Here is a 19,142-nt window from a genome sequence, read left to right as displayed (position 1 = left end):
AATTAAGCGGGTCGAGGACATCAACGCTGCGCGTCAGTCGCAGCTCCTGTTCGGCACGGCTAGCCCGGCCGGCGCTGGCGGGGCTATGTCCGGGTTGGCTGCTGGTGACGCGTCGGTCTCTTCACCAGCACCGCTAGCCGCGGATCCCGATCGGGACCCGAACGCGCAGTCGCGCAAGCTGGCATTTTCGGCCGCCGGCGACACGAGAGGTGATGTGAATCCCAATCGTGTGACTCCGTCCGTATCTCGCTACATGATCTCGGCGGGCAGCGTCATTCCGGCGAGCCTGATCACCGGGTTGAGATCTGATTTGCCAGGGCTGGTAACCGCCCAGGTCACCGAGAATGTGTTCGATTCCGCGACAGGGCACACACTGCTGATCCCGCAGGGCGCGCGCCTGATCGGCGCTTACGACAGCGTGATCGCATTCGGTCAGAGCCGCGCCCTGGTCGTGTGGCAGCGGATCGTCTGGCCGGACGGAAGCTCGATTCGGCTCGATAACGAACCCTCAACCGATCAGAGCGGGTATGGCGGCGTCGCGGACAAAGTCGATTATCACACGTGGGCGCTGCTCAAGGGTGTCGCCATTTCGACCTTGCTCGGTGCAGGCACCAGTTTCTCCCTGACCGGCGAAAGCGATCTGGTTCAGGCCATCCGCGAGTCCGCGCAGCAGAACGCCGCTAATGCCGGCAACCAGATCACGGCCCGCAATCTGCAAGTCCAACCGACGATCACGATCCGTCCGGGGTTCCGCATCGTGCTGCTGGTGCACCGCGACCTGGTTCTCAAGCCTTGGAACGGATGAGGGAGAACGCCAATGTCCGAACTCAGACTGCTTCGCTTACCTGACCGAACACCGGTCAAACTGACCATCGCGTTACTGCCGGAGGTGAATGATCGCCTGGTGCAATATGCGTACCTCTATCGCGAGTCCTATGGCTGCGCGGAATCCGTTGCCGATCTCGTGCCGGCGATGCTCAGCGCGTTCATGGACAGCGACAGGGCGTTTGCTCGCAGAAAGGTCGGGTCATGATGCGGGGATCGCGCCCAGCTGTTCATTTCGAGCTGGCGGAGGCCGACGGAAGGCAATTGCTCGAGCCGCTCACCGTTCGGGTGTCGCGAGCGGTGCAACTCTCCGGTTTGAGCCGTTCGCGTATCTACGAGCTGATCCAATCCGGAGATCTCGAAACGCACAAGGTCGGTCGGACCACCCTGATTCCGTATCGCAGTCTCAAGCATCTGGTGACGGGCCTGGATTGAGGGTGCCGCGCGCGATCGACGCGATCGCGATGTAATGCTTCCATCCTGACCAGCTCACGCGAGATGTACCGTGATCGATAGTAGTCGGCCGAGGCGCCGGTCGCGCCATCACCTTCTCTGGGCCTGCCGACAGAACTTGCCAAATCGGTTGTTCTTCCTGTTTCGAGGTTGATTGGCCGGTTAGGAGATGTTCTCTGGCGCTATGGACCAGGATCGGGACGGGTTGGACGCGTCGTGCTTCTGGAAGTAATGCAAACGCCTGCGCGCTCAATTGTTAAAAGTGTTCAGTGTGCGATGTGGAAACTATTTACTGCGGAGCTTGCAGCGATCAGAACGAGCGTAACCTGTGCGTTGACGTCGAGCGTGCTTTGATGGGGTAAAAGGTCGGATCGGGATAATCGGTCCGCATGTCGGCAAATCGCCATCGGGGGAGGGCGACGCTTCTCATGATCGACAGGATTATCGAGGACCTTGAGGCGCGCCTTGGCCCGTTGCGCGCGCGCATCGATCGCGCCGAGCTGTTGTTCATCGAAGACCTGTTCAATGGTGTCGCCGTCCTCCCCGACGACGTTGTCGCCTTTCACGTCGACGGCGAGGTCGACCCTGCGGGCAAGCTCGACAATGTCAGCCCCGGCCTGTCGTTCAGATGGTCGAGCCTCGGGGTCGAGCGATTCGCCAATGGCGACCGGCTCCGTAAATCGGTCCGTGACTTCCTCGGCGAACATCCCGACAAGCTGGTCGCGAAACTTGGCGACTCAGAGCTGCTGATCAGCGCGCCCGACCCGGCTGATCGCGCGGCGCTCGCCGGGGTTTTGTCGAAAGGCGTCACCTTTCTCAAATCCGACAGCCTCAACGCACTTAACAAATTCCGCGACGATATCGAAGCCAGCTGCAACGACCTCGCCGCCACGGTTGCCCGCAGCCCCGGCGGGTTCGGGATGCTCGATCTGGCGAGCTTCATCGAAAAGCTGACGGGCGCCGATTTCGGTCTGATGCATTTGTCGAATCTGGGCCAGAGCAACCGCGCTCTGACTGTGCTGACTACATCGTCTTCGGCGGAAGCATTGCGCGAATTGTCTCGCTTCATCGGTCTTGAGGACGAGGCCTTACTGGCCAAGCCCGGCGGCGATGATCAGCCGTTCCCGGCGGTTTCGCTGCCCCAAACGATCGGCGCGGAAATGATTGGTAACGCGGCCGTCTGGGGCAAGCCGCTTGCGAGCCTTACCGCCTCGGGAAAGCGCATTCTGATCCTTCCCATCACCCGTCCGCTTGTGCGGCGTGAATTCCCCGAGGAGTCGGGGGGGATTGCCGCCGCCGACATCCTGTTCACCTTCGTCGACACGCTCGATCAATGGCTAATGGAGGTGCTGAAGGCGTGCGTCGATACCTTCTCCTCCTATCGGTATGGCACGCGTCGCTTCAATCTGCTGGCTCAGCTTCAAGCCTATCAAGAACCGGAGGTCGTCGAGACGCTTGACCCGGTCGGGTCGGCGCTGCCGTTCGGTCGCCTCGACATCGAGACGGTCCTGAATGAGGTCTTGTACACGACCTCCGCCCATAGCGTATCGCTGCGCCTTTACGATCCGGCGACCCGCTCTTTGGTAGTCGAGGCCTCGGCGGTCGGCGCCTTCGACGGTGCCGAAGTGCAATTGGCCCCGCCGGCAATCGCGATCAAGGGCAACGAGCATACGAGCGTCGTGGTCTTTACCTTCCTGCGCGGCACGCGCGACATGCCCTATGTCTATCTCAAACGAATAACGCCACCGGTCACGCGGACCTATGGCGGTCGGACCAAGACCGATCACCGCACCTACATTCCGCCCGAATATAAGACGCAAGGTCTCGAAATCCCCCTGCTGACCCGTACGCTGACCCGCAGCGAAATCTGCTTCACCCTGCAACAGGGCAGACTCGCCTTCGGCACGCTTAATATCGAGGCACCTTTCCCGGCCGCGTTCGATCAGGATATCGACTATCTCAAGCTCATCGCGAGCGCGCTGGAGAGCACCTATCGTTCGCTTCGCCAGCGGATCGACGGACGGTGGCTGATCGCTAACGCCGCCCGCTCGGATTCTGTCCATCAGCTGTGGCAGTATCAGGAGGTCGGAACCTTCTTCAGCGAGGAGCAGAATCAGGTTTTGCGGGCGATCTTTCCGCCCCGGTCCGAGCATGCGCTCGCTGGGCGCCAGAAGCTTTCAAAGCTTCCCGGCCGACTGCTCGCTTGGGTCAATACCCGCTACGAGGATTCGCTGCAGGAACAGGTCCTCAATATGCTCAAGTTCGATCATGTGTCGGACATTGCGGTCAGCGCCCTGTTCGCGGAATCTGCGCACGTAATCGCGCGCAACATCATCCAGAACGCGGTCAAGCATGGCGAGCCCAGAACCGATCTGATTTTCTTCGACGATCGCGCGTGGTTCGGCGCACGCGCCACGCCATGCCTGCGCATCCATTATCGCGCGAGCACCGAGATCACCGCCGATGTCGTTGATCTACTGGGGGCAGCGCCGATCCTCCACGATGACAGCGATCGGGTCGGTTACGGTATGTACAATGTCGGTCTTTTGACGCGCCTGCTCGGCGGCAGCCTTTACGTCTCGCGTGACCAAGCCAGCTCCCATCTGACGATCGACGTTCATCTGCCCCTTCCGGAGACGAATTGATGAAGAGTCTGCGCGCGATTTTTATCGACGACGATAGCAAGATGGCGGCCGAGTTGAGGCCGCATTATGCGAGCTTCTTCGAGGCATGCGGGTACCAAGCCACGTTTTTCGATGCCAAGGGCGAGGGTGCGGCGCGTAAGCTGATTGATGCCGAAGACCCGCATATTTTAGTTTGCGATCTCGGATTCGACACCGATTTTTCCGGTTTGCACACGATCCGCACGTTGCGCGGTTCGTATCCCGACCTGTTCGTCATCGGCACGTCCCGCGGGGATTATCGCAGCGAGGTGATCGATTCCCGCCAGCCCAGCTTCCACATGTTCATCGACAAGAAGGCGCTGCTTGGCGGGAAACAGAAATATCTGGAATTGTCCCAGCGGCGCTTCCTCGATGCGTTCAAGCTCGAGACCGCGGTCCGGATCACCAACCTCGATGCGATGACCGGAGACCTGCTCAAAGCGGGGCCTAAGCGTGAATTGGTCTCGCTTATCCGCCAGGTGATGTTCTGCGGGCACGAACCGGACGATCTCATGCACCCCGACGAAGTGACGCTCGAACCGATGGCCGGAGGTCTGTCGGGGAGTTGGGTGTTCAAGATGATCTCGCGCAACAGCAAGAGCGGGATCACATGCGTGCCGGCGGTGCTGAAGGTATCTGCGCTCGAATATGCGCAGCAGGAACTCGACAACTATCACCGCTTCGTCAAATGGGGCCTGCCTTACACTTGGCGCGTCGATCTGCTCGGCTCGGGCACTACCAAGAGCTACGGCGCGATCGCTTACTCCTTCATCCTCAGCGATCTTCAGAAATTCGAACCGCTGACCGATGCGCTCCGCAAATGCGAGGACAGTCGCGTCGCGGCGGTGATCGACACCCTATTCAGTCCCGACATGCGCCGCTGGTACGGCGATCCCTTGATCCGCACCGAAAAGAACATCGTCGAGCGGTATGTCGGCCGCTATTTCCGCGGCGCCGAGGCGCAATCGATCTCGGAAGCGAAGTTCCTTGAGGTTGCCCAAAAGGCGTTCAAGGCGCACTTGGTCGGATCGTCCGTCATGGTGGGCGCGCGCAAGTTCGACAATCCTGGAGCAGTCCTGTTCGGCTTCCCGATGGGGGAATATCGCAGCTGCATCTGCCATGGCGATCTCAACAGCAACAACGTGATGCTGGCCGCGAACGAACAAACGATCTTCATCGACTTCCAGGAAACCGGCCGCGCGCACGTCTTCGAGGATTTCGTGACGATGGAGGCCAGCATTCGCCTTTATCATGGCGAAGATGGATTGCACGGGGATCGCTTGCTCGAAGCCGATATGGCGGTCGGCGATGGCCAGGATATCGCGGGATTGGGGGCCGGGCATAAATTAATCGCGCAGATCCGCCGGCTTGCACGCAAGAACTTCCCAAATGAGAATTTCACAACCTATTATTATGCCGCGGCCGCGTTCCATTACCGGCTGCTGCGCGTCGCCAACCTGACCGATGGTCAAACTGAGCGGGTCGTCGCCGCCGTGCTCGCCAATCTTAGCGCATTGATGCGGTCCCGCGGTCGAAACAGCTGCTGATCGGGACGTGCCGGACAATCCGAGTAGGCCGGCGGCGAGCGGCTTTAAAGCGAGATTCGATGCCGCTCGACGTCGCTCCGTACCTTGCGCGCTCCGGCTCGGTCGACGCCAAAATCAACTTTATGTTGAAACTCACCGTCTATTCGCACATTTAAAGTGACGTCACGGGCGTGAGCGTCCGCAACCGAACGACCACGGAGGGTCAGATGGCGACAGCTCAGTATAAGGTGCTCCCGCGGCGCAAGCTCGCGGCACGGCCTCAGGCTGACCTCGACATGAAGGCCACCCGCGCGGAACTCACCGAACGTTACAAGAAGACGCTCGAATATCTTGGCCGCTGAGCCGGAGCCACGCTGGATAACCTACGAAGAGGTTTGCGAGACCCAGCTCGAGCAGCTTGATCGTTTCGGCGGTATTTACGGCATCAAGGACGAGGGCCTTGTCGAGAGCGCCGTCTTTAACCCGATCAACGCCTATCTTTATGAAGGCGAAACCGACATCCTCGCTCTGGCAATCCGCCTCGGCGCGGCGATCGCGCGCAACCATGGCTTCAACGACGGCAACAAGCGGACGGCGGCCGTCTCGCTGCTGACCTTTCTGCGCGCCAACGGCTTCGACCTCGACATGCCCGACGACACGTTGCTCGGGCGGATGCTCGAGGCCGTGCTTTGCGATGATATGACCGAGGAAGAGTTCGCCGATCATATCATCGACAACATCGCCGAACTCTGACCGGTCTCACACGCCGCTCGGCTCGATAAGGGTCCGCACGGACAAAAAAGATACCGCATCCGCAACGAACACCGTTAGGTTCCCGCTCAGGGGGGACTGCCAATGCTAAGCCGTATCGAATCTGCCTATCTGGGATTGCTGCGGATCGTCATCCTGGTCGTTGCCACCATCGCATTGCTGGCATGCGCGATCACCCTGGCCCTTTCGGCGTCGCCGATACTCCGGCTGACCGGGTTAACGGCACCGCCTCCGAGCGATAGCGCGAACCTCGGTGGGTTCATCGCGGAGAAGCGCATCCAGGACACGCAGCCGGCGGAAAGCGCGGCCAGCGACGCGCCATCGGTGCCGTCGGATCTGACGGCTGCGGCGCGCAATTTCCTCGATTATCTCGCACGGCAGGGTGGGCCGAAAACCGATGCCAATCTAAAGGGTATCACCGACGAGCTCCGCCAATCCTACGCACAGATCCCGGTCGACGTGCAGGAAGGGTATCCGGCCAGCGTCAAAAGCCTCACCGAGCAGTTGCTCAAATCAAAGGGCAAACAGCTTAATCCCGGCCGGCTTGAGGAGTTGGTGAACTGGCACCGCGACCGGTATGTGGCCGACCGCCAGGAAGACGTCACACGCAAGCTTGCCGACGGCATCGCCTTTTTCGAGAGGCTCAAAGTTGCGTCGGGCGCCTTCATCGCCTTCATCATGATTGTCTTCGTGTTCCTGTTTGTGAAGGTCGAACGCAGCCTGAGGCTGGTCCGAACGGTACGGGCCGATACCGATGCGTAGCTGTCTGGTGCTCGTCGCGACGCTGGTGCTCGCCGGCTGCAACCAGCCGCACAAGGAGGAGGCGATCGACACTACGCTTCCCGACGCCGCGCCGCCTGCAACAATGACCACGCCCGAGCCACAAAGCGAGCTTGGCGCGCAGGGCGAAAATCTGTCGGATATGGCCGATCCGGGGCCGGCACCGACAGATGCCGACCAACCGGTCGAGCAGGCCGACCTTGCCCATGGACCAAACGTGAGCGGCATCTCGTCCTTGGTCACCAACGACGATTATCCGCCGGCGGCGCTGCGCGAAGGCCGCGGCGGTCTCACCAACGTCAGCTACCAGGTCGATCCACACGGTCGGATCGTCAATTGTCAACTCGTCGACGGGTCGGGCTCCCCCGATCTGGACGATGCCCTCTGTCGGCTTTTGACCCGGAGGGCGCGTTTTTCACCCGCGACCAACGAACTCGGCGAGCCGATCCTCAGCGAACCGCAGGATTACACCCTGCGCTGGAACCCGCCATCGGGCGAGTGAGTGGAAAAGTCGGCGTGAGGCCGATCAAAAGCCTGCACACGACATGAGACCATCGCGGTTGGCCAATGAGGTATGAGGGATGACCAGCTGCTATTTCATTCCGCCGGGCCAGTTCTTTCATTGGGAGCTCTCCGCACTTCGCGATGCTTATGAAGGCGCCGTCTGGCGGCCGCGTGAGCGCTGGCACCGGGCCGAGCAAGCGCATCGGCAGCTGGGCGTCGACATTGAATCGTTCGGCGGCGAGATTGAACAAGAGCGGTGGGATCGCCTAGCACAGGAAGACGCACTCGACGGCGAAATGCGTGCGGTCGAGCGCACGCTGGAGTTGATCCGGCATGCCTTTACGATCTCGCTTTTCCATTTCTGGGAACGGTGGATCGTCCAGGAAATGCGCATGGAGCTGATGTACCGGAAGGACGTGGCCGATCCGGACAAAGAAAAGCGTCTGCGTGAGATGCGATATCGTCACGATCGCGTCGTCGGCTTCCTTCGCCGCCATGGCCTCGCGCCCGATCCAAGGGGGCTCAGGACACTTCAGCTGGTTGCGAATATCGCCAAACATAGTGGCGGGCACGACGATGCCGAACTGTTCATGCTTCGTCCCGACGTGTTCGAGGAGCGCAAACTCGGAACCCGCGGGACGATATACGAACTGCGGTTGAGCGACGCGTTCGTAGACGAGATGTTTGGCCTAGTATCGTCGGTCGGCCCGTCGCTCGCGCGGGACGATTCGGCACAGCCGGATGGCCGATCGTAGGTGCGCGTAGGTCGCGTCCTTGCGACTGGACACGAGCGGCCGGGTCACGCGACCAGTCGCGGCGGTAATGCGAGCGGCTCGGCCGGGTGACCGAAGGCAGGCCGGCCGGTTGGCGCGTGCGCACGCGCAGTCGTCGGTGGCACCCGGTCGCGCAACTGCTCGAGATAGTCCGACCAGAACTAAATCATGTGGACGCGCTCGGCCCAAAATTCGGCGCGCATATAGACGCGCCGGACCGAATTCTTGTCCTAGTGCGCGAGCTGGCGCTCGATCGCGTCGGGATTGAACAGCCCGGTCTCGTTCAAGAGGCTATCGGCCATCGACCGGAAGCCGTGCGCGGTCATCTCGTGCTGCGCATGGCCGAGCGCGCGCAAAGCAGCGTTGATCGTATTTTCCGACATCGGCCGCAGCGGCGAGCGGAAGGAGGGAAAGAGATATTTCCCGCTGCCGGTTATCTCCCACAATTCAAGGATCTTGGCCTGGACCTGGCGCGACAGCGGCACACGCAGCGGGATGCGCCACTTCATCTTCTCCTCCGGAATGTCCCAAATCGCATCGCTTGCCCCAGCGGCGCTACTCTGGGTGTTGCGGCCGCAGCTTGGTCCGGCCGTAACGTGGATGCGCGCACGTCAGCTCCAGGGAAGGCGGTGATGAGAGCGGCGACCTTCACGAACTGATCCCCGAAGGGAGGCAGGTCGCGCAATTCCAGCCGCAAAGTTTCCCACTCCTTTTGCGCGCGCTTGCTGACCTCGGGATTGTCGAGCGAGTCGGCGTTCGGGTCGATGCCGCGGGACCGGCACTTATCGACCAACGTCGTCAGGATTTTGGCCCGCGAGGCGTCGTCGATCGTGTTGGTTTCGATGAGATAGGCGATGTCGAACACGTCCTGCCGTCGGTTGCGCTTTCGGATCGGTTGCTGGAGCAGGGCCCGAAACTTCTCCGCGATCAGCTCTTCGAGCGTGAAAGCCTGGACGGCGACCTCGGGCTTTTCAAGATAGAGATCCTGGAAAGCATACACTTGGTCGCGGAAGCTGATCTCGATGTAGAGGGTGCGCGACGCTCTGCCTTCGGCGAGGGCGACCTCCTGGGTGGTGCCGCGCTCGGCCGATCCAACGCGCAGTTCGAGAGCGGGGAAATCGGCGCCTTCGAAATTGTCCGACCGCGGATAGCGTTTGATTCCCTGCACCCGGCATCGCAGGTCGAGATAGCCCAGTTTGATCGCGGCTGGTTCGAGTTTCGCGTCCAGCTCCGTCTTGAGGAGCGTTTCAAATCCATCGGGCGGCACAAGCGATGTAAAATCGACGTCGCCGGTCACGCGATTGGAGCCGAAGGCGATCGCCATCAGCGTCCCGCCTTTCAGGACGAGGGTCTCCTGCAGGGATTTTGACAGGCCGATCGCTGCGAGGACAATCTCGGTGACCTGACGATCGCGATGCAATTGAGGGTCGGCCCGGGCCTTCTCGACCCAGCCGCGGATATCAACGTCAACGGTTTCGACAGGCTCGTCGGCGGGGTCAGACATTTAGGGCCATCATCCATTTTGCCGAGAAGCGGCTGCCATATTCTGCGTGCGGGTCAAGTTTGCGCGACCCGCCGCGTTGGGCAAAGCCGTGCCAGCGCTCGACTTGCGGTATCCGGATATCGAGCAGCTCATCGAAGATATAGCCGGCCCGCACGTAAATGATCGGGCTGTCGAAGGCGTCGACCGCGCCGGCGATCTCCTCCACCCAATCCTCGGCGTGGCGCTCGAAGGTCTGGAGGACATGCTGGATACCACCGCACAATGCGGGCTCGTCGAGCATGTCGACAAACACGCGGCCGACGTTCGCGATGCGGCTGCTGTTGTCGGCGATGTCGGTCGGACGGGCGGGGTGCTTGGTTTCATGCAAGCTGATGGGGCGGCGGCGAATGACGCTCTGCAAGCCGATGCGGATGAGGGGCGGGGGCCGTTCGATCACGCTTGCCTCGCTATAATCCTCCGCCATCCGCTGTGTTCGCATCTGGGTCCAGAGGGCCCGCGCCGGTGTCGTCATGTGCAGGGCCTCTGGCGCACGGTCGGTAAATCCATAGCGCTGCATCGCGGACAGATGAGAAATATAGGCGAAGGGGTCGACGAGGCAGATCGCCTGCTCCGCGCTTGCCGCAGTCAGCGACTGCACGAATTGCCAGACGCCCGTTTTGAAATCCTCATCGGGCGCCAGGGTGCGCTTTTTCATGAGCGTGTAGATCATGGCGCGCAGCTGGGAATGCCCCCAATGGGTCGGCATGCGCGTGATGGGCCGTCCCTTGTAGCTGCCGCTCTCCAGGATCGGACGCACGAGGGCGTAGAGCGAATATTCGGTAACCACGGGAGGGTTGGTTTCCTCCAGTAACTGCACGATCGCTTGGCCGAGATAGAGTGCTGGCATCGAAGTGTTGAACCTCATACGTCCTGAGGACGTATGAGGTTCAACACATGGTTGGTCAAGTGGTTTCGGCGGCCGCGTGGGAAATTCGTGCTTGACCATCACTGTATTAGATGACATACGTCCTAAGGACGTATGTCATCTAATACTAAACTGACCTGCGGCTTTTTAAGCGCTGCGTCAGCCGGCCTCGCCAATCAATCAGTCATGCGCAAGATGCGCCATCGACGACGGCCCAGGTCCGAAGGTGGGGCGCGTGCCCTGCGCAGCGGCGCTGCTGCGTACGGGCGGCAGGTCGTCGCACAACTGCTCGAGATAGTCGGACCAAAATTGCATCATCCGTACGCGCTCCGCCCAGAACTCGGCGCGCATGTAGATTCGCCGGACCGAATTCTTGTCCTGGTGCGCAAGCTGGCGCTCGATCGCGTCCGGATTGAACAGGCCGGTCTCGTTGAGCAGGCTGTCCGCCATCGAGCGGAAGCCGTGCGCGGTCATTTCGTCCTGGGCATAGCCGAGCGCCCGCAAGGCGGCGTTGATCGTGTTTTCCGACATCGGCCGCAGCGCCGAGCGGAACGACGGAAACAGATATTTTCCGCCGCCGGTGATCTCCCACAATTGAAGGATCTTGGCCTGGACCTGGCGGGAGAGCGGGACGCGCAGTGGAATGCGCCGCTTCATCTTCTCCTCCGGAATGTCCCAATAGGCCTGTTCCCAGTTGATCTCTTCCCACGCCCAGCGCCGCAGTTCGCCGGGGCGCACGAAGACGTGCGGGCTCACCTGGAGTGCAATGACCGTGATTGCATGGCCGGTATAATGCTCGATCCGGCGCATGAGGGCGCCAGCCTCTTCCGCTTTTGTGATGGCCGCGATGTGGGTCACGATCGGCGCCGCGATCGCGCCACGCAGATCGCCGGCCGGATTGTCCTTCAGCCGCCCAGTATGGATAGCGTAACGAAACACACGCCCGAGCACGCTGCGCATCCGCCGCGCGCTTTCGCGGCGGCCGGCCCCCTCGAGTTTGCGCAGCGCCGCAATACAGTCCGGCGGCGTGATGTCTGTGACAGGCATGGTCGCCAGCGTCGGGTATGCGATATCGAGCAGCCAGCGGATCTTGCGCAACGTGATCGGCGCGAGCGCTTCGTCCTCGCACTTACGGTACCATTCCTCGGCGATCGCGCGGAACGTGTTGGCGGCCGCGATTTTGGCGACGTCGCGCGCTTTCTTCTTGAGCTGGGCCGGATCTAGGCCCGCCGCGACGTTGCGCCTCGCCTCATCGCGTCGCGTGCGGGCGTCCGCCAAGGACACGCTCGGCCACTGGCCGAGGTGCAGGGTCTTCTGGCGACCAACGAAACGGTAGCGAAAGCGCCACAGTTTTGAGCCGTTGGTTTGGACGGTAACGAAGAGCCCGTCGGCGTCGGCCAGATTGTATGGCTTGGGCGCGGGCTTGGCGGAAGCGATCCGGATATGCGTGAGCATTGTGTTGCTGTTCCAGCTTTTGCCGGAAGCGCTCAGCAGCAACAATATCAGCAACGGGGCTGTTGCTCTTGTGCTGGATTCCGCTGGACGGTCCCGGACGTTTTGCCGGCGATTCTCGGGCAAAAAGGCTAGGGAAAACAGCCGCTTGCTGGACATTCCCGGACGTTACCGGAAAAGGCCACTGGTGCCCAGAAGAGGACTCGAACCTCCACGCCCTTACGAGCGCCAGCACCTGAAGCTGGTGCGTCTACCAATTCCGCCATCTGGGCACGGGGTAGGGGGCGCGCTTTAGGGGCCGGGCTCGCGGCTTGTCAACCAACGTTCGGGCGCTTGCATGGAAAGAGGCGCGGGGGCATGGGCACAGCATCACGCGCGCTTGAGGAATAAGACGGATGGACGAGCTGGTGGTGCTGTTCGGTGGCGGAGGTTTTCTCGGCCGCTATGTCGCGCAGGAACTGCTGCGGAGCGGCGCGCGCGTGCGCATCGCCGAACGCGATCCGCTCGACGCCTTCTTCCTGAAGCCCTTGGCTCCGCTCGGCCAGGTACAGTCGATCCGCGCCGATATCACCAAGCCGGAAACGTTGGCCGCCGCCGTCCATGGCGCGACCGCGGTCGTCAATCTGGTCGGCCTGCTCAAGGGCAAGTTCCAGGCGGTCCATGTCGACGGCGCGGCCAATGTCGCCAAGGCGGCGGCTGCCGCGGGCGTCCAGCGGCTGGTGCAGATTTCGGCGATCGGTGCCGATCCCGCCGCCGAATCTGCTTATGCCCGCACCAAGGGTGAGGGCGAGCAGGCGGTGCGCGCGGCCTTCCCCGGCGCGACCATCATCCGCCCGTCGATCCTGTTCGGGCCGGAAGACGGCTTCGTGAACAAATTCGCCGGCCTGATCTCGAGGGCGCCGGTGCTGCCGGTGATCCGTCCCAATGTGCGCTTCCAGCCGGCCTGGGTGGTCGACGTTGCGCGCGCGGTCGGCAAGGCGGCGTTGTCGCCGGCGCTGGCGGGTAAGAGGTTCGAACTGGGCGGGCCGCAGGTGCTCTCGATGCTCGAACTGCATCACTGGATCGCAGACGCGATCGCGCACAAGCCGAGCTTCGTCGCTGTGCCCGATCCGGTCGCAGCCGCGATGGCGCGGTTCGGCTTCCTGCCCGGCGCGCCGATCACCTGGGATCAGTGGCTGATGCTCCAGCATGACAATGTCGTTGCGGACGGCGCCAAGGGCTTCAGTGCGCTCGGCATCGCGCCGACGCCGCTCGCCGCGGTCGCACCGAGCTGGCTGGTGCGCTATCGCCGCCACGGCCGCTTCAGCCTTACCGCCGCCTGAGCGCGGCGCAGGTGGATATCGCGACCCCGATTGTCCTCGGCATCGTCGAGGGCCTCACCGAATTCCTGCCCGTCTCCTCGACCGGCCATCTGATCCTCGCCACCAAATTGCTCGGCTACGACGCCGCCAAATGGGAAGTGTTCAACATCGTCATCCAGCTGGGCGCGATCCTGGCGGTGGTGGTGCTCTACTGGCGGACCTTCTGGGCGGTGCTGCAGGGGCTGGTGCGGCGTGATGCGACCGCGGTCCGTTTCACCCGCAATATCCTCGTCGCCTTCATCCCCGCCGCCGTGATCGGCATGGCGCTCCACAAGAAGATCGAGAGCCTGCTCGGCAATGCTTTGGTGGTGGCGGTGGCGCTGATCCTGGGCGGTATGGCGATCCTCGCGATCGAATGGCGCGTGAAGAAGGGGCATGTGGTCGGGGTGGCGGAGATACCGCTCAAGACCGTGATCGGCATCGGCTTCATCCAATGCCTCGCGATGATCCCCGGCGTCAGCCGTTCGGGCGCGACCATCATGGGCGCGCTCAGCCTGGATGTGGAGCGCCGCACCGCCGCCGAGTTCAGCTTCTTCCTCGCCATCCCGACGATGCTCGGTGCCACGGTCGTCCAGCTCGCCTCGCATCGCCACGAACTGACCGCGCCGGGCGCGGTCGGGCTCGGCACGATCGGGATCGGCTTCATCGTCGCCTTTGTCGTGGCGCTGGCGGTGATCAAGGCTTTTGTCTCGGTCGTAACCAGGCACGGCTTCGCGCCGTTTGCCTGGTACCGAATCGTCGCCGGATCGGCTGCCTTGTTGTGGATCCTCCAGGGATAGGACCGGAGCGGAACAATTTGTTGTACTAAAATTGCGTGTCACCGCATAAAACCACCAAAGCACCCTAAAACTAGGATAGTATCACTGTCCTATATCGCATTTTACGCGTGACTCGGCCCTGTCGCTCCATCAAGGGGGCGGCGGAGATCACGCATATGGCAGGCATGTTGAGCTTCCCGTCCGTCGGACAGGATTATCCCGAAAAGCGCGCCGCCGGCGAACGCGCCGGCGATTTCGCCGAGATCGCGCGCGCCTATCAGACCGCCAAGGCGGAGGAGCAGTCGTCGCGCTGTTCGCAATGCGGCGTGCCGTATTGCTCGACCCATTGCCCGCTCCACAACCATATCCCCGATTGGCTGCGCCTGACCGCCGAAGGGCGGCTGCGCGAGGCCTATGAGCTCAGCAACGCGACTTCGACCATGCCCGAGATTTGCGGCCGCATTTGCCCGCAGGATCGGCTGTGCGAAGGCAATTGCGTGATCGAATTCTCCGGCCACGGCGCGGTCACGATCGGATCGGTCGAGAAGTTCATCACCGACACCGCGTGGGAAGAGGGCTGGGTCGAGCCGCTCACGCCCGGGCCGGATCGCGGCCAGTCGATCGGCATCATCGGCGCGGGCCCGGCGGGGCTGACCGTTGCCGATCTGATGCGCGCCAAGGGGTACGAGGTCCACGTCTATGACCGGCACGACCGGATGGGCGGTCTGCTGACCTACGGCATCCCCGGCTTCAAGCTGGAGAAGCATATCGTCATGCGGCGGGTCGACCGGCTGGCCGACGGCGGCGTGATCTTCCATTCGAATTTCGAGGTCGGCCGCGACGCCTCGCTCGAGGAGTTGCAGGCGCGCCACGACGCGATCGTGATCGCGACCGGCGTCTACAAGCCGCGCGCGATCAAGGCGCCGGGCGTCGGCGCTGCCGGTGTGGTGGAGTCGCTCGATTATCTGACCGCATCGAACCGCAAGGGGTTCGGCGACGATGTGCCCGGCTTCGATGACGGCACCTATAATGCGCTCGGCAAGCATGTCGTCGTCATCGGCGGCGGCGACACCGCGATGGATTGCGTGCGTACCGCCGTGCGGCAGGGCGCGGCCTCGGTCCGCTGCCTCTATCGCCGCGACCGCGCCAACATGCCGGGCTCGCAGCGCGAGGTGAAGAATGCGGAGGAGGAGGGCGTCGAGTTCGTCTGGCTGTCCGCGCCCGAAGCCTTCCACGGCACCGACAAGGTCGCGGGCGTCCAGGTCGCGAAGATGCGGTTGGGCGACCCGGACGCTTCGGGCCGCCGTGCGCCCGAGCCCGATCCGGGCTCCGAATATCGGCTCGATGCGGACCTGGTGATCAAGGCGCTCGGCTTCGATCCCGAGGAATTGCCGCGCCTGTTCGATGCGCCCGATCTGTCGGTCACGCGCTGGGGCACGGTGCGGGTCGATCACAAGACGATGATGACCAGCCTCGACGGCGTGTTCGCCGCCGGCGACATCGTGCGCGGCGCGAGCCTGGTGGTGTGGGCGGTGCGCGACGGCCGCGACGTCAGCGACCGCATGCATGAGTATCTGAAGGTCAAGGCGAAGGCCGGGAAGGTGGCGGCGTGAACATTTTGATCCTGGCTGCTGCAGTAGCCGCGACTCCCTCGGCGCCCGTTCCGGTGCCGCCTATGGCGACGACCGTGCCGGCCGCCCCGCTCAAGACGGTCGACCCGGCGGCGCTCGCTTCAGCCAGAAAGCTGATCGGGATGCTGCACCTGGATCAAACCATCGATCGCATGATGGGGTCGCTGGTTCCGGTGATGACCGACGCCGTGTTGGGTGAGCTCGATCATAATGAAGCAACCCAGGCCACCATGCAGAAGATGGAGAGCCAGCCGAACGGTCGCGCGCGACTGACGGCGATCTTTGCCGAAGAATTCCTGAAGTCCTTCCGTATGCGTTATCCGGCGCTGCTCGATGGCGCAGCGCGCGAATATGCCGCTGTGTTCACGGCGACGGAGCTGGATCAGGTCATCGCTTTCTACAGCTCGGGCACGGGGGCGAAATTCCTCGTGGTGTCGCCGCAGCTCCAGCAGTCGGTCGGGGCCGCGAGCAGCCAGCTCGGCCGAGAGGCCGGCATGGAGGCCGGTCTCCGCGCGATGCAGCGTGCGGGCCAGGAATTGATCCCCTCTGACAAGACGGTCTCTTGACGATGCGCGACTTGGAAACCCCCGCCCCCATGATGGCCAGCGAATCCGAACGCGACCGCATCGCCCGCGAGGGCATGTACCGCCCCGAATTCGAAGGCGATGCCTGTGGTGTCGGCCTTGTCGCAGCGACCGACGGCAAGGCGTCGCGGCGCGTCGTCACCGCCGCGATCGATGCGTTGAAGGCGGTGTGGCATCGCGGCGCGGTCGATGCCGACGGCAAGACCGGCGACGGCGCCGGCATCCATGTCGATCTGCCCGCGCGCTTCTTCGACGATGCGATCGAATCCGCCGGCCACACGCCGCGCCCGAACCGGCTGGCGGTCGGCATGATCTTCCTGCCGCGCACCGATCTCGGCGCGCAGGAGACCTGCCGGACGATCATCGAGAGCGAGGTGATCGACTTCGGTTATACGATCTATGGCTGGCGCCAGGTGCCGGTCGACGTGTCGTGCATCGGCGACAAGGCGATGCTGACGCGGCCCGAGATCGAGCAGATCATGATCGCCGGGCCGATGCCCGACGAGGAAAGCGCGGCCGAGTTCGAGAAGAAGCTGTATCTCGTCCGCCGGCGGATCGAGAAGAAGCTGATCGAGGCGCAGGTCCAGGGCTGCTACATCTGCTCGCTCAGCTGCCGCTCGGTGATCTACAAGGGCCTGTTCCTCGCCGAGGAATTGTCGGTCTTCTATCCCGATCTGAAGGACGAGCGCTTCGTCAGCCGGGTCGCGATCTTCCACCAGCGTTATTCGACCAACACCTTCCCGCAATGGTGGCTGGCGCAGCCGTTCCGGTGCCTCGCGCATAACGGCGAGATCAACACGATCCGCGGCAACAAGAACTGGATGAAGAGCCACGAGATCAAGATGGCCAGCCTCGCGTTCGGGGCGCATTCGGAAGACGTGAAGCCGGTGATCCCGGCGGGCGCGTCCGACACCGCCGCGCTGGACGCGGTGTTCGAGACGATCTGCCGTTCGGGCCGCGACGCGCCGACCGCCAAGCTGATGCTGGTGCCGGAGGCGTGGCAGGACAGCGATCTGCCGCAGCCGGTCGAGGATATGTACAATTACTTCGCCTCCGTGATGGAGCCGTGGGACGGCCCCGCCGCGCTGGCGATGACCGACGGCCGCTGGGTCGTGGCGGGCGTCGACCGCAACGCGCTCAGGCCGTTGCGCACGCTCCGCACCGCCGACAACCTGCTGATCGTGGGTTCGGAAGCGGGCATGGTGGTGGTGCCGGAAAGCTCGGCGATCGCGAAGGGCCGGCTGGGGCCGGGCCAGATGATTGCGGTCGATCTGGAGGAGGGCCGTTTCTACGAGGATGCCGAGGTCAAGGCGCGGATCGCCGCCGAGGCGCCTTATGGCGAATGGGTCGCGGGCTTCCGCACGATGGCGGATCTGCCCGTGCCCGAAGGCGAGCATCTGCCGCAATGGACGCGCGCCGAACTGATCCGCCGCCAGATCGCGGCGGGCCAGACGATGGAGGATATGGAGCTGATCCTCGCGCCCCAGGTCGAACAGGCCAAGGAAGCGATCGGATCGATGGGCGACGATACGCCGCTCGCGGTCATTTCCGACAAGCCGCGGCTGATCAGCCACTTCTTCCGCCAGAACTTCAGCCAGGTCACCAACCCGCCGATCGACAGCTTGCGCGAAACCCGCGTGATGAGCCTGAAGACGCGGTTCGGGAACCTCGCCAACATCCTCGATACCGACGCGCAGCAATCGGGCGTGCTGGTGCTGGATTCGCCCGTGCTGACGTCGCGCGAGTGGACCAAGCTCAAGACCTATTTCGGGTCGGCGCACGCGACGATCGACTGCACTTACCCGGTGGACGAGAGCCCCGACGCGCTGCGCCAGGCGATCACGCGCGTGCGGCGCGAAGCCGAGCAGGCGGTGCGCGAGGGCAAGAGTGAGCTGTTCCTGACCGACGAGCATGTCGGGCCGGAGCGCATCTCGATCGCGATGGTGCTGGCGGCGGCGGCGGTGCACACGCACCTCGTCCGCCAGGGGCTGCGCTCCTATGCGTCGATCAACGTGCGGTCGGCCGAATGCCTCGACACGCATTATTATGCGGTGCTGATCGGCGTCGGCGCGACCACGGTGAACGCCTATGTCGCCGAAGCGGCGGTGGCGGATCGACAGGCGCGCGGGCTGTTCGGCGATCTGACCCAGGCGGAATGCTTCAAGCGCTGGCGCAAGGCGGTCGACGACGGCCTGCTCAAGATCATGAGCAAGATGGGGATCGCGGTGATCTCCTCCTATCGCGGCGGCTATAATTTCGAGGCGGTCGGTTTGAGCCGCGCGCTGGTCAACGATCTGTTCCCGGGCATGCCCGCCAAGATCTCCGGCGAAGGCTATGCCTCGCTCCAGCTGTCGGCGAAGATGCGGCACGAGAAGGCGTTCGAGGGCGGGCCGTCGGTGCTGCCGGTCGGCGGCTTCTACAAGCAGCGGGCGGGCGGGGAGGCGCATGCCTATTCGGCGCAATTGATGCACCTGCTGCAGACCGCGGTCGCGACCGACAGCTACAGCCAATATCTCCAATTCTCGCGCGGCGTGGAATCGCTGCCGCCGATCTATCTGCGCGACCTGCTCCAGTTCAATTTCCCCGATGAGGGCGTTCCGGTCGACCAGGTCGAGGCGATCACCGAGATCCGCAAGCGCTTCGTCACCCCGGG

At 63.1% G+C, this 19,142-nt stretch carries 19 protein-coding genes and 1 tRNA gene; 15 read left to right on the top strand and 5 right to left on the bottom strand.

Annotation, left to right across the window (positions count from 1 at the left end):
- The 10 genes from VK533_RS11215 to VK533_RS11170 form a co-directional block, all read left to right on the top strand.
- On the top strand, positions 1 to 805 hold an 805-nt coding region (locus VK533_RS11215; protein WP_324377623.1), incomplete at its 5' end, for a TrbI/VirB10 family protein.
- A gap of 12 nt (positions 806 to 817) precedes the next feature.
- Positions 818 to 1,033, top strand: coding sequence for a DUF2274 domain-containing protein (locus VK533_RS11210; protein WP_324377621.1), 216 nt, complete (start codon positions 818 to 820; stop codon positions 1,031 to 1,033).
- Complete coding sequence (locus tag VK533_RS11205; RefSeq protein ID WP_324377619.1) at positions 1,030 to 1,260, top strand: DNA-binding protein; 231 nt, start codon at positions 1,030 to 1,032, stop codon at positions 1,258 to 1,260. The genes VK533_RS11210 and VK533_RS11205 overlap by 4 nt, the downstream gene beginning before the upstream one ends.
- Before the next feature lie 407 nt (positions 1,261 to 1,667).
- Positions 1,668 to 3,923: a hypothetical protein gene (locus tag VK533_RS11200; RefSeq protein WP_324377617.1), complete on the top strand. Its 2,256-nt coding sequence runs from the start codon at positions 1,668 to 1,670 to the stop codon at positions 3,921 to 3,923.
- Positions 3,923 to 5,488 (top strand): phosphotransferase, encoded by a 1,566-nt coding sequence (locus tag VK533_RS11195; RefSeq protein ID WP_324377615.1) that lies wholly within the window; start codon positions 3,923 to 3,925, stop codon positions 5,486 to 5,488. The genes VK533_RS11200 and VK533_RS11195 overlap by 1 nt, the downstream gene beginning before the upstream one ends.
- A 206-nt stretch (positions 5,489 to 5,694) precedes the next feature.
- Positions 5,695 to 5,829, top strand: a complete 135-nt coding sequence (locus VK533_RS11190; protein ID WP_324377613.1) for a hypothetical protein — start codon at positions 5,695 to 5,697, stop codon at positions 5,827 to 5,829.
- Positions 5,819 to 6,220 carry a type II toxin-antitoxin system death-on-curing family toxin gene (locus VK533_RS11185; protein ID WP_324377611.1) on the top strand — a complete coding sequence of 134 codons (402 nt, stop codon included), beginning with the start codon at positions 5,819 to 5,821 and terminating at the stop codon, positions 6,218 to 6,220. Before VK533_RS11190 ends, VK533_RS11185 begins: the two co-directional genes overlap by 11 nt.
- 102 nt (positions 6,221 to 6,322) lie before the next feature.
- Positions 6,323 to 7,000: a hypothetical protein gene (locus VK533_RS11180; RefSeq protein ID WP_324377609.1), complete on the top strand. Its 678-nt coding sequence runs from the start codon at positions 6,323 to 6,325 to the stop codon at positions 6,998 to 7,000.
- Positions 6,993 to 7,520, top strand: a complete 528-nt coding sequence (locus VK533_RS11175; protein WP_324377607.1) for a TonB family protein — start codon at positions 6,993 to 6,995, stop codon at positions 7,518 to 7,520. Before VK533_RS11180 ends, VK533_RS11175 begins: the two co-directional genes overlap by 8 nt.
- A gap of 79 nt (positions 7,521 to 7,599) precedes the next feature.
- Positions 7,600 to 8,277: a hypothetical protein gene (locus VK533_RS11170; RefSeq protein ID WP_324377605.1), complete on the top strand. Its 678-nt coding sequence runs from the start codon at positions 7,600 to 7,602 to the stop codon at positions 8,275 to 8,277.
- A gap of 248 nt (positions 8,278 to 8,525) precedes the next feature.
- Here the strand turns inward: VK533_RS11170 and VK533_RS11165 are convergent, their stop codons facing one another.
- The 5 genes from VK533_RS11165 to VK533_RS11145 form a co-directional block, all read right to left on the bottom strand.
- Positions 8,526 to 8,804 (bottom strand): tyrosine-type recombinase/integrase, encoded by a 279-nt coding sequence (locus VK533_RS11165; RefSeq protein WP_324377603.1) that lies wholly within the window; start codon positions 8,802 to 8,804, stop codon positions 8,526 to 8,528.
- A complete protein-coding gene (locus VK533_RS11160; protein ID WP_324377601.1) occupies positions 8,801 to 9,799 on the bottom strand; it encodes a nucleotidyl transferase AbiEii/AbiGii toxin family protein in 999 nt (332 codons plus the stop codon). The genes VK533_RS11165 and VK533_RS11160 overlap by 4 nt, the downstream gene beginning before the upstream one ends.
- Positions 9,792 to 10,685: a hypothetical protein gene (locus VK533_RS11155; protein ID WP_324377599.1), complete on the bottom strand. Its 894-nt coding sequence runs from the start codon at positions 10,683 to 10,685 to the stop codon at positions 9,792 to 9,794. The genes VK533_RS11160 and VK533_RS11155 overlap by 8 nt, the downstream gene beginning before the upstream one ends.
- Before the next feature lie 198 nt (positions 10,686 to 10,883).
- Positions 10,884 to 12,158, bottom strand: coding sequence for a tyrosine-type recombinase/integrase (locus tag VK533_RS11150; RefSeq protein WP_324377597.1), 1,275 nt, complete (start codon positions 12,156 to 12,158; stop codon positions 10,884 to 10,886).
- Between the two features lie 182 nt (positions 12,159 to 12,340).
- A tRNA-Leu gene (locus VK533_RS11145) sits at positions 12,341 to 12,427 on the bottom strand.
- Between the two features lie 123 nt (positions 12,428 to 12,550).
- Between VK533_RS11145 and VK533_RS11140 the strand changes: the two genes are divergently transcribed.
- From VK533_RS11140 to VK533_RS11120, 5 genes are all read left to right on the top strand, one after another.
- Positions 12,551 to 13,477, top strand: coding sequence for a complex I NDUFA9 subunit family protein (locus VK533_RS11140; RefSeq protein WP_324377595.1), 927 nt, complete (start codon positions 12,551 to 12,553; stop codon positions 13,475 to 13,477).
- 11 nt (positions 13,478 to 13,488) lie between these two features.
- Complete coding sequence (locus VK533_RS11135; RefSeq protein WP_324377593.1) at positions 13,489 to 14,295, top strand: undecaprenyl-diphosphate phosphatase; 807 nt, start codon at positions 13,489 to 13,491, stop codon at positions 14,293 to 14,295.
- Positions 14,296 to 14,459: 164 nt separating this feature from the next.
- On the top strand, positions 14,460 to 15,887 hold the full coding sequence (locus VK533_RS11130; RefSeq protein ID WP_414712299.1) for an NAD(P)-dependent oxidoreductase: 1,428 nt from the start codon (positions 14,460 to 14,462) through the stop codon (positions 15,885 to 15,887).
- Positions 15,884 to 16,471 carry a DUF2059 domain-containing protein gene (locus VK533_RS11125; RefSeq protein WP_324377588.1) on the top strand — a complete coding sequence of 196 codons (588 nt, stop codon included), beginning with the start codon at positions 15,884 to 15,886 and terminating at the stop codon, positions 16,469 to 16,471. Before VK533_RS11130 ends, VK533_RS11125 begins: the two co-directional genes overlap by 4 nt.
- 32 nt (positions 16,472 to 16,503) lie before the next feature.
- Positions 16,504 to 19,142, top strand: a 2,639-nt coding sequence (locus VK533_RS11120; RefSeq protein ID WP_414712298.1) for a glutamate synthase central domain-containing protein, incomplete at its 3' end; no start/stop codon positions are given.

Source organism: Sphingomonas sp., from assembly GCF_035317925.1.
GTDB lineage: Bacteria > Pseudomonadota > Alphaproteobacteria > Sphingomonadales > Sphingomonadaceae > Sphingomonas_I.
Note: the sequence above shows the minus strand (reverse complement) of the source record. Positions and strands in the feature narration are given on the sequence as shown.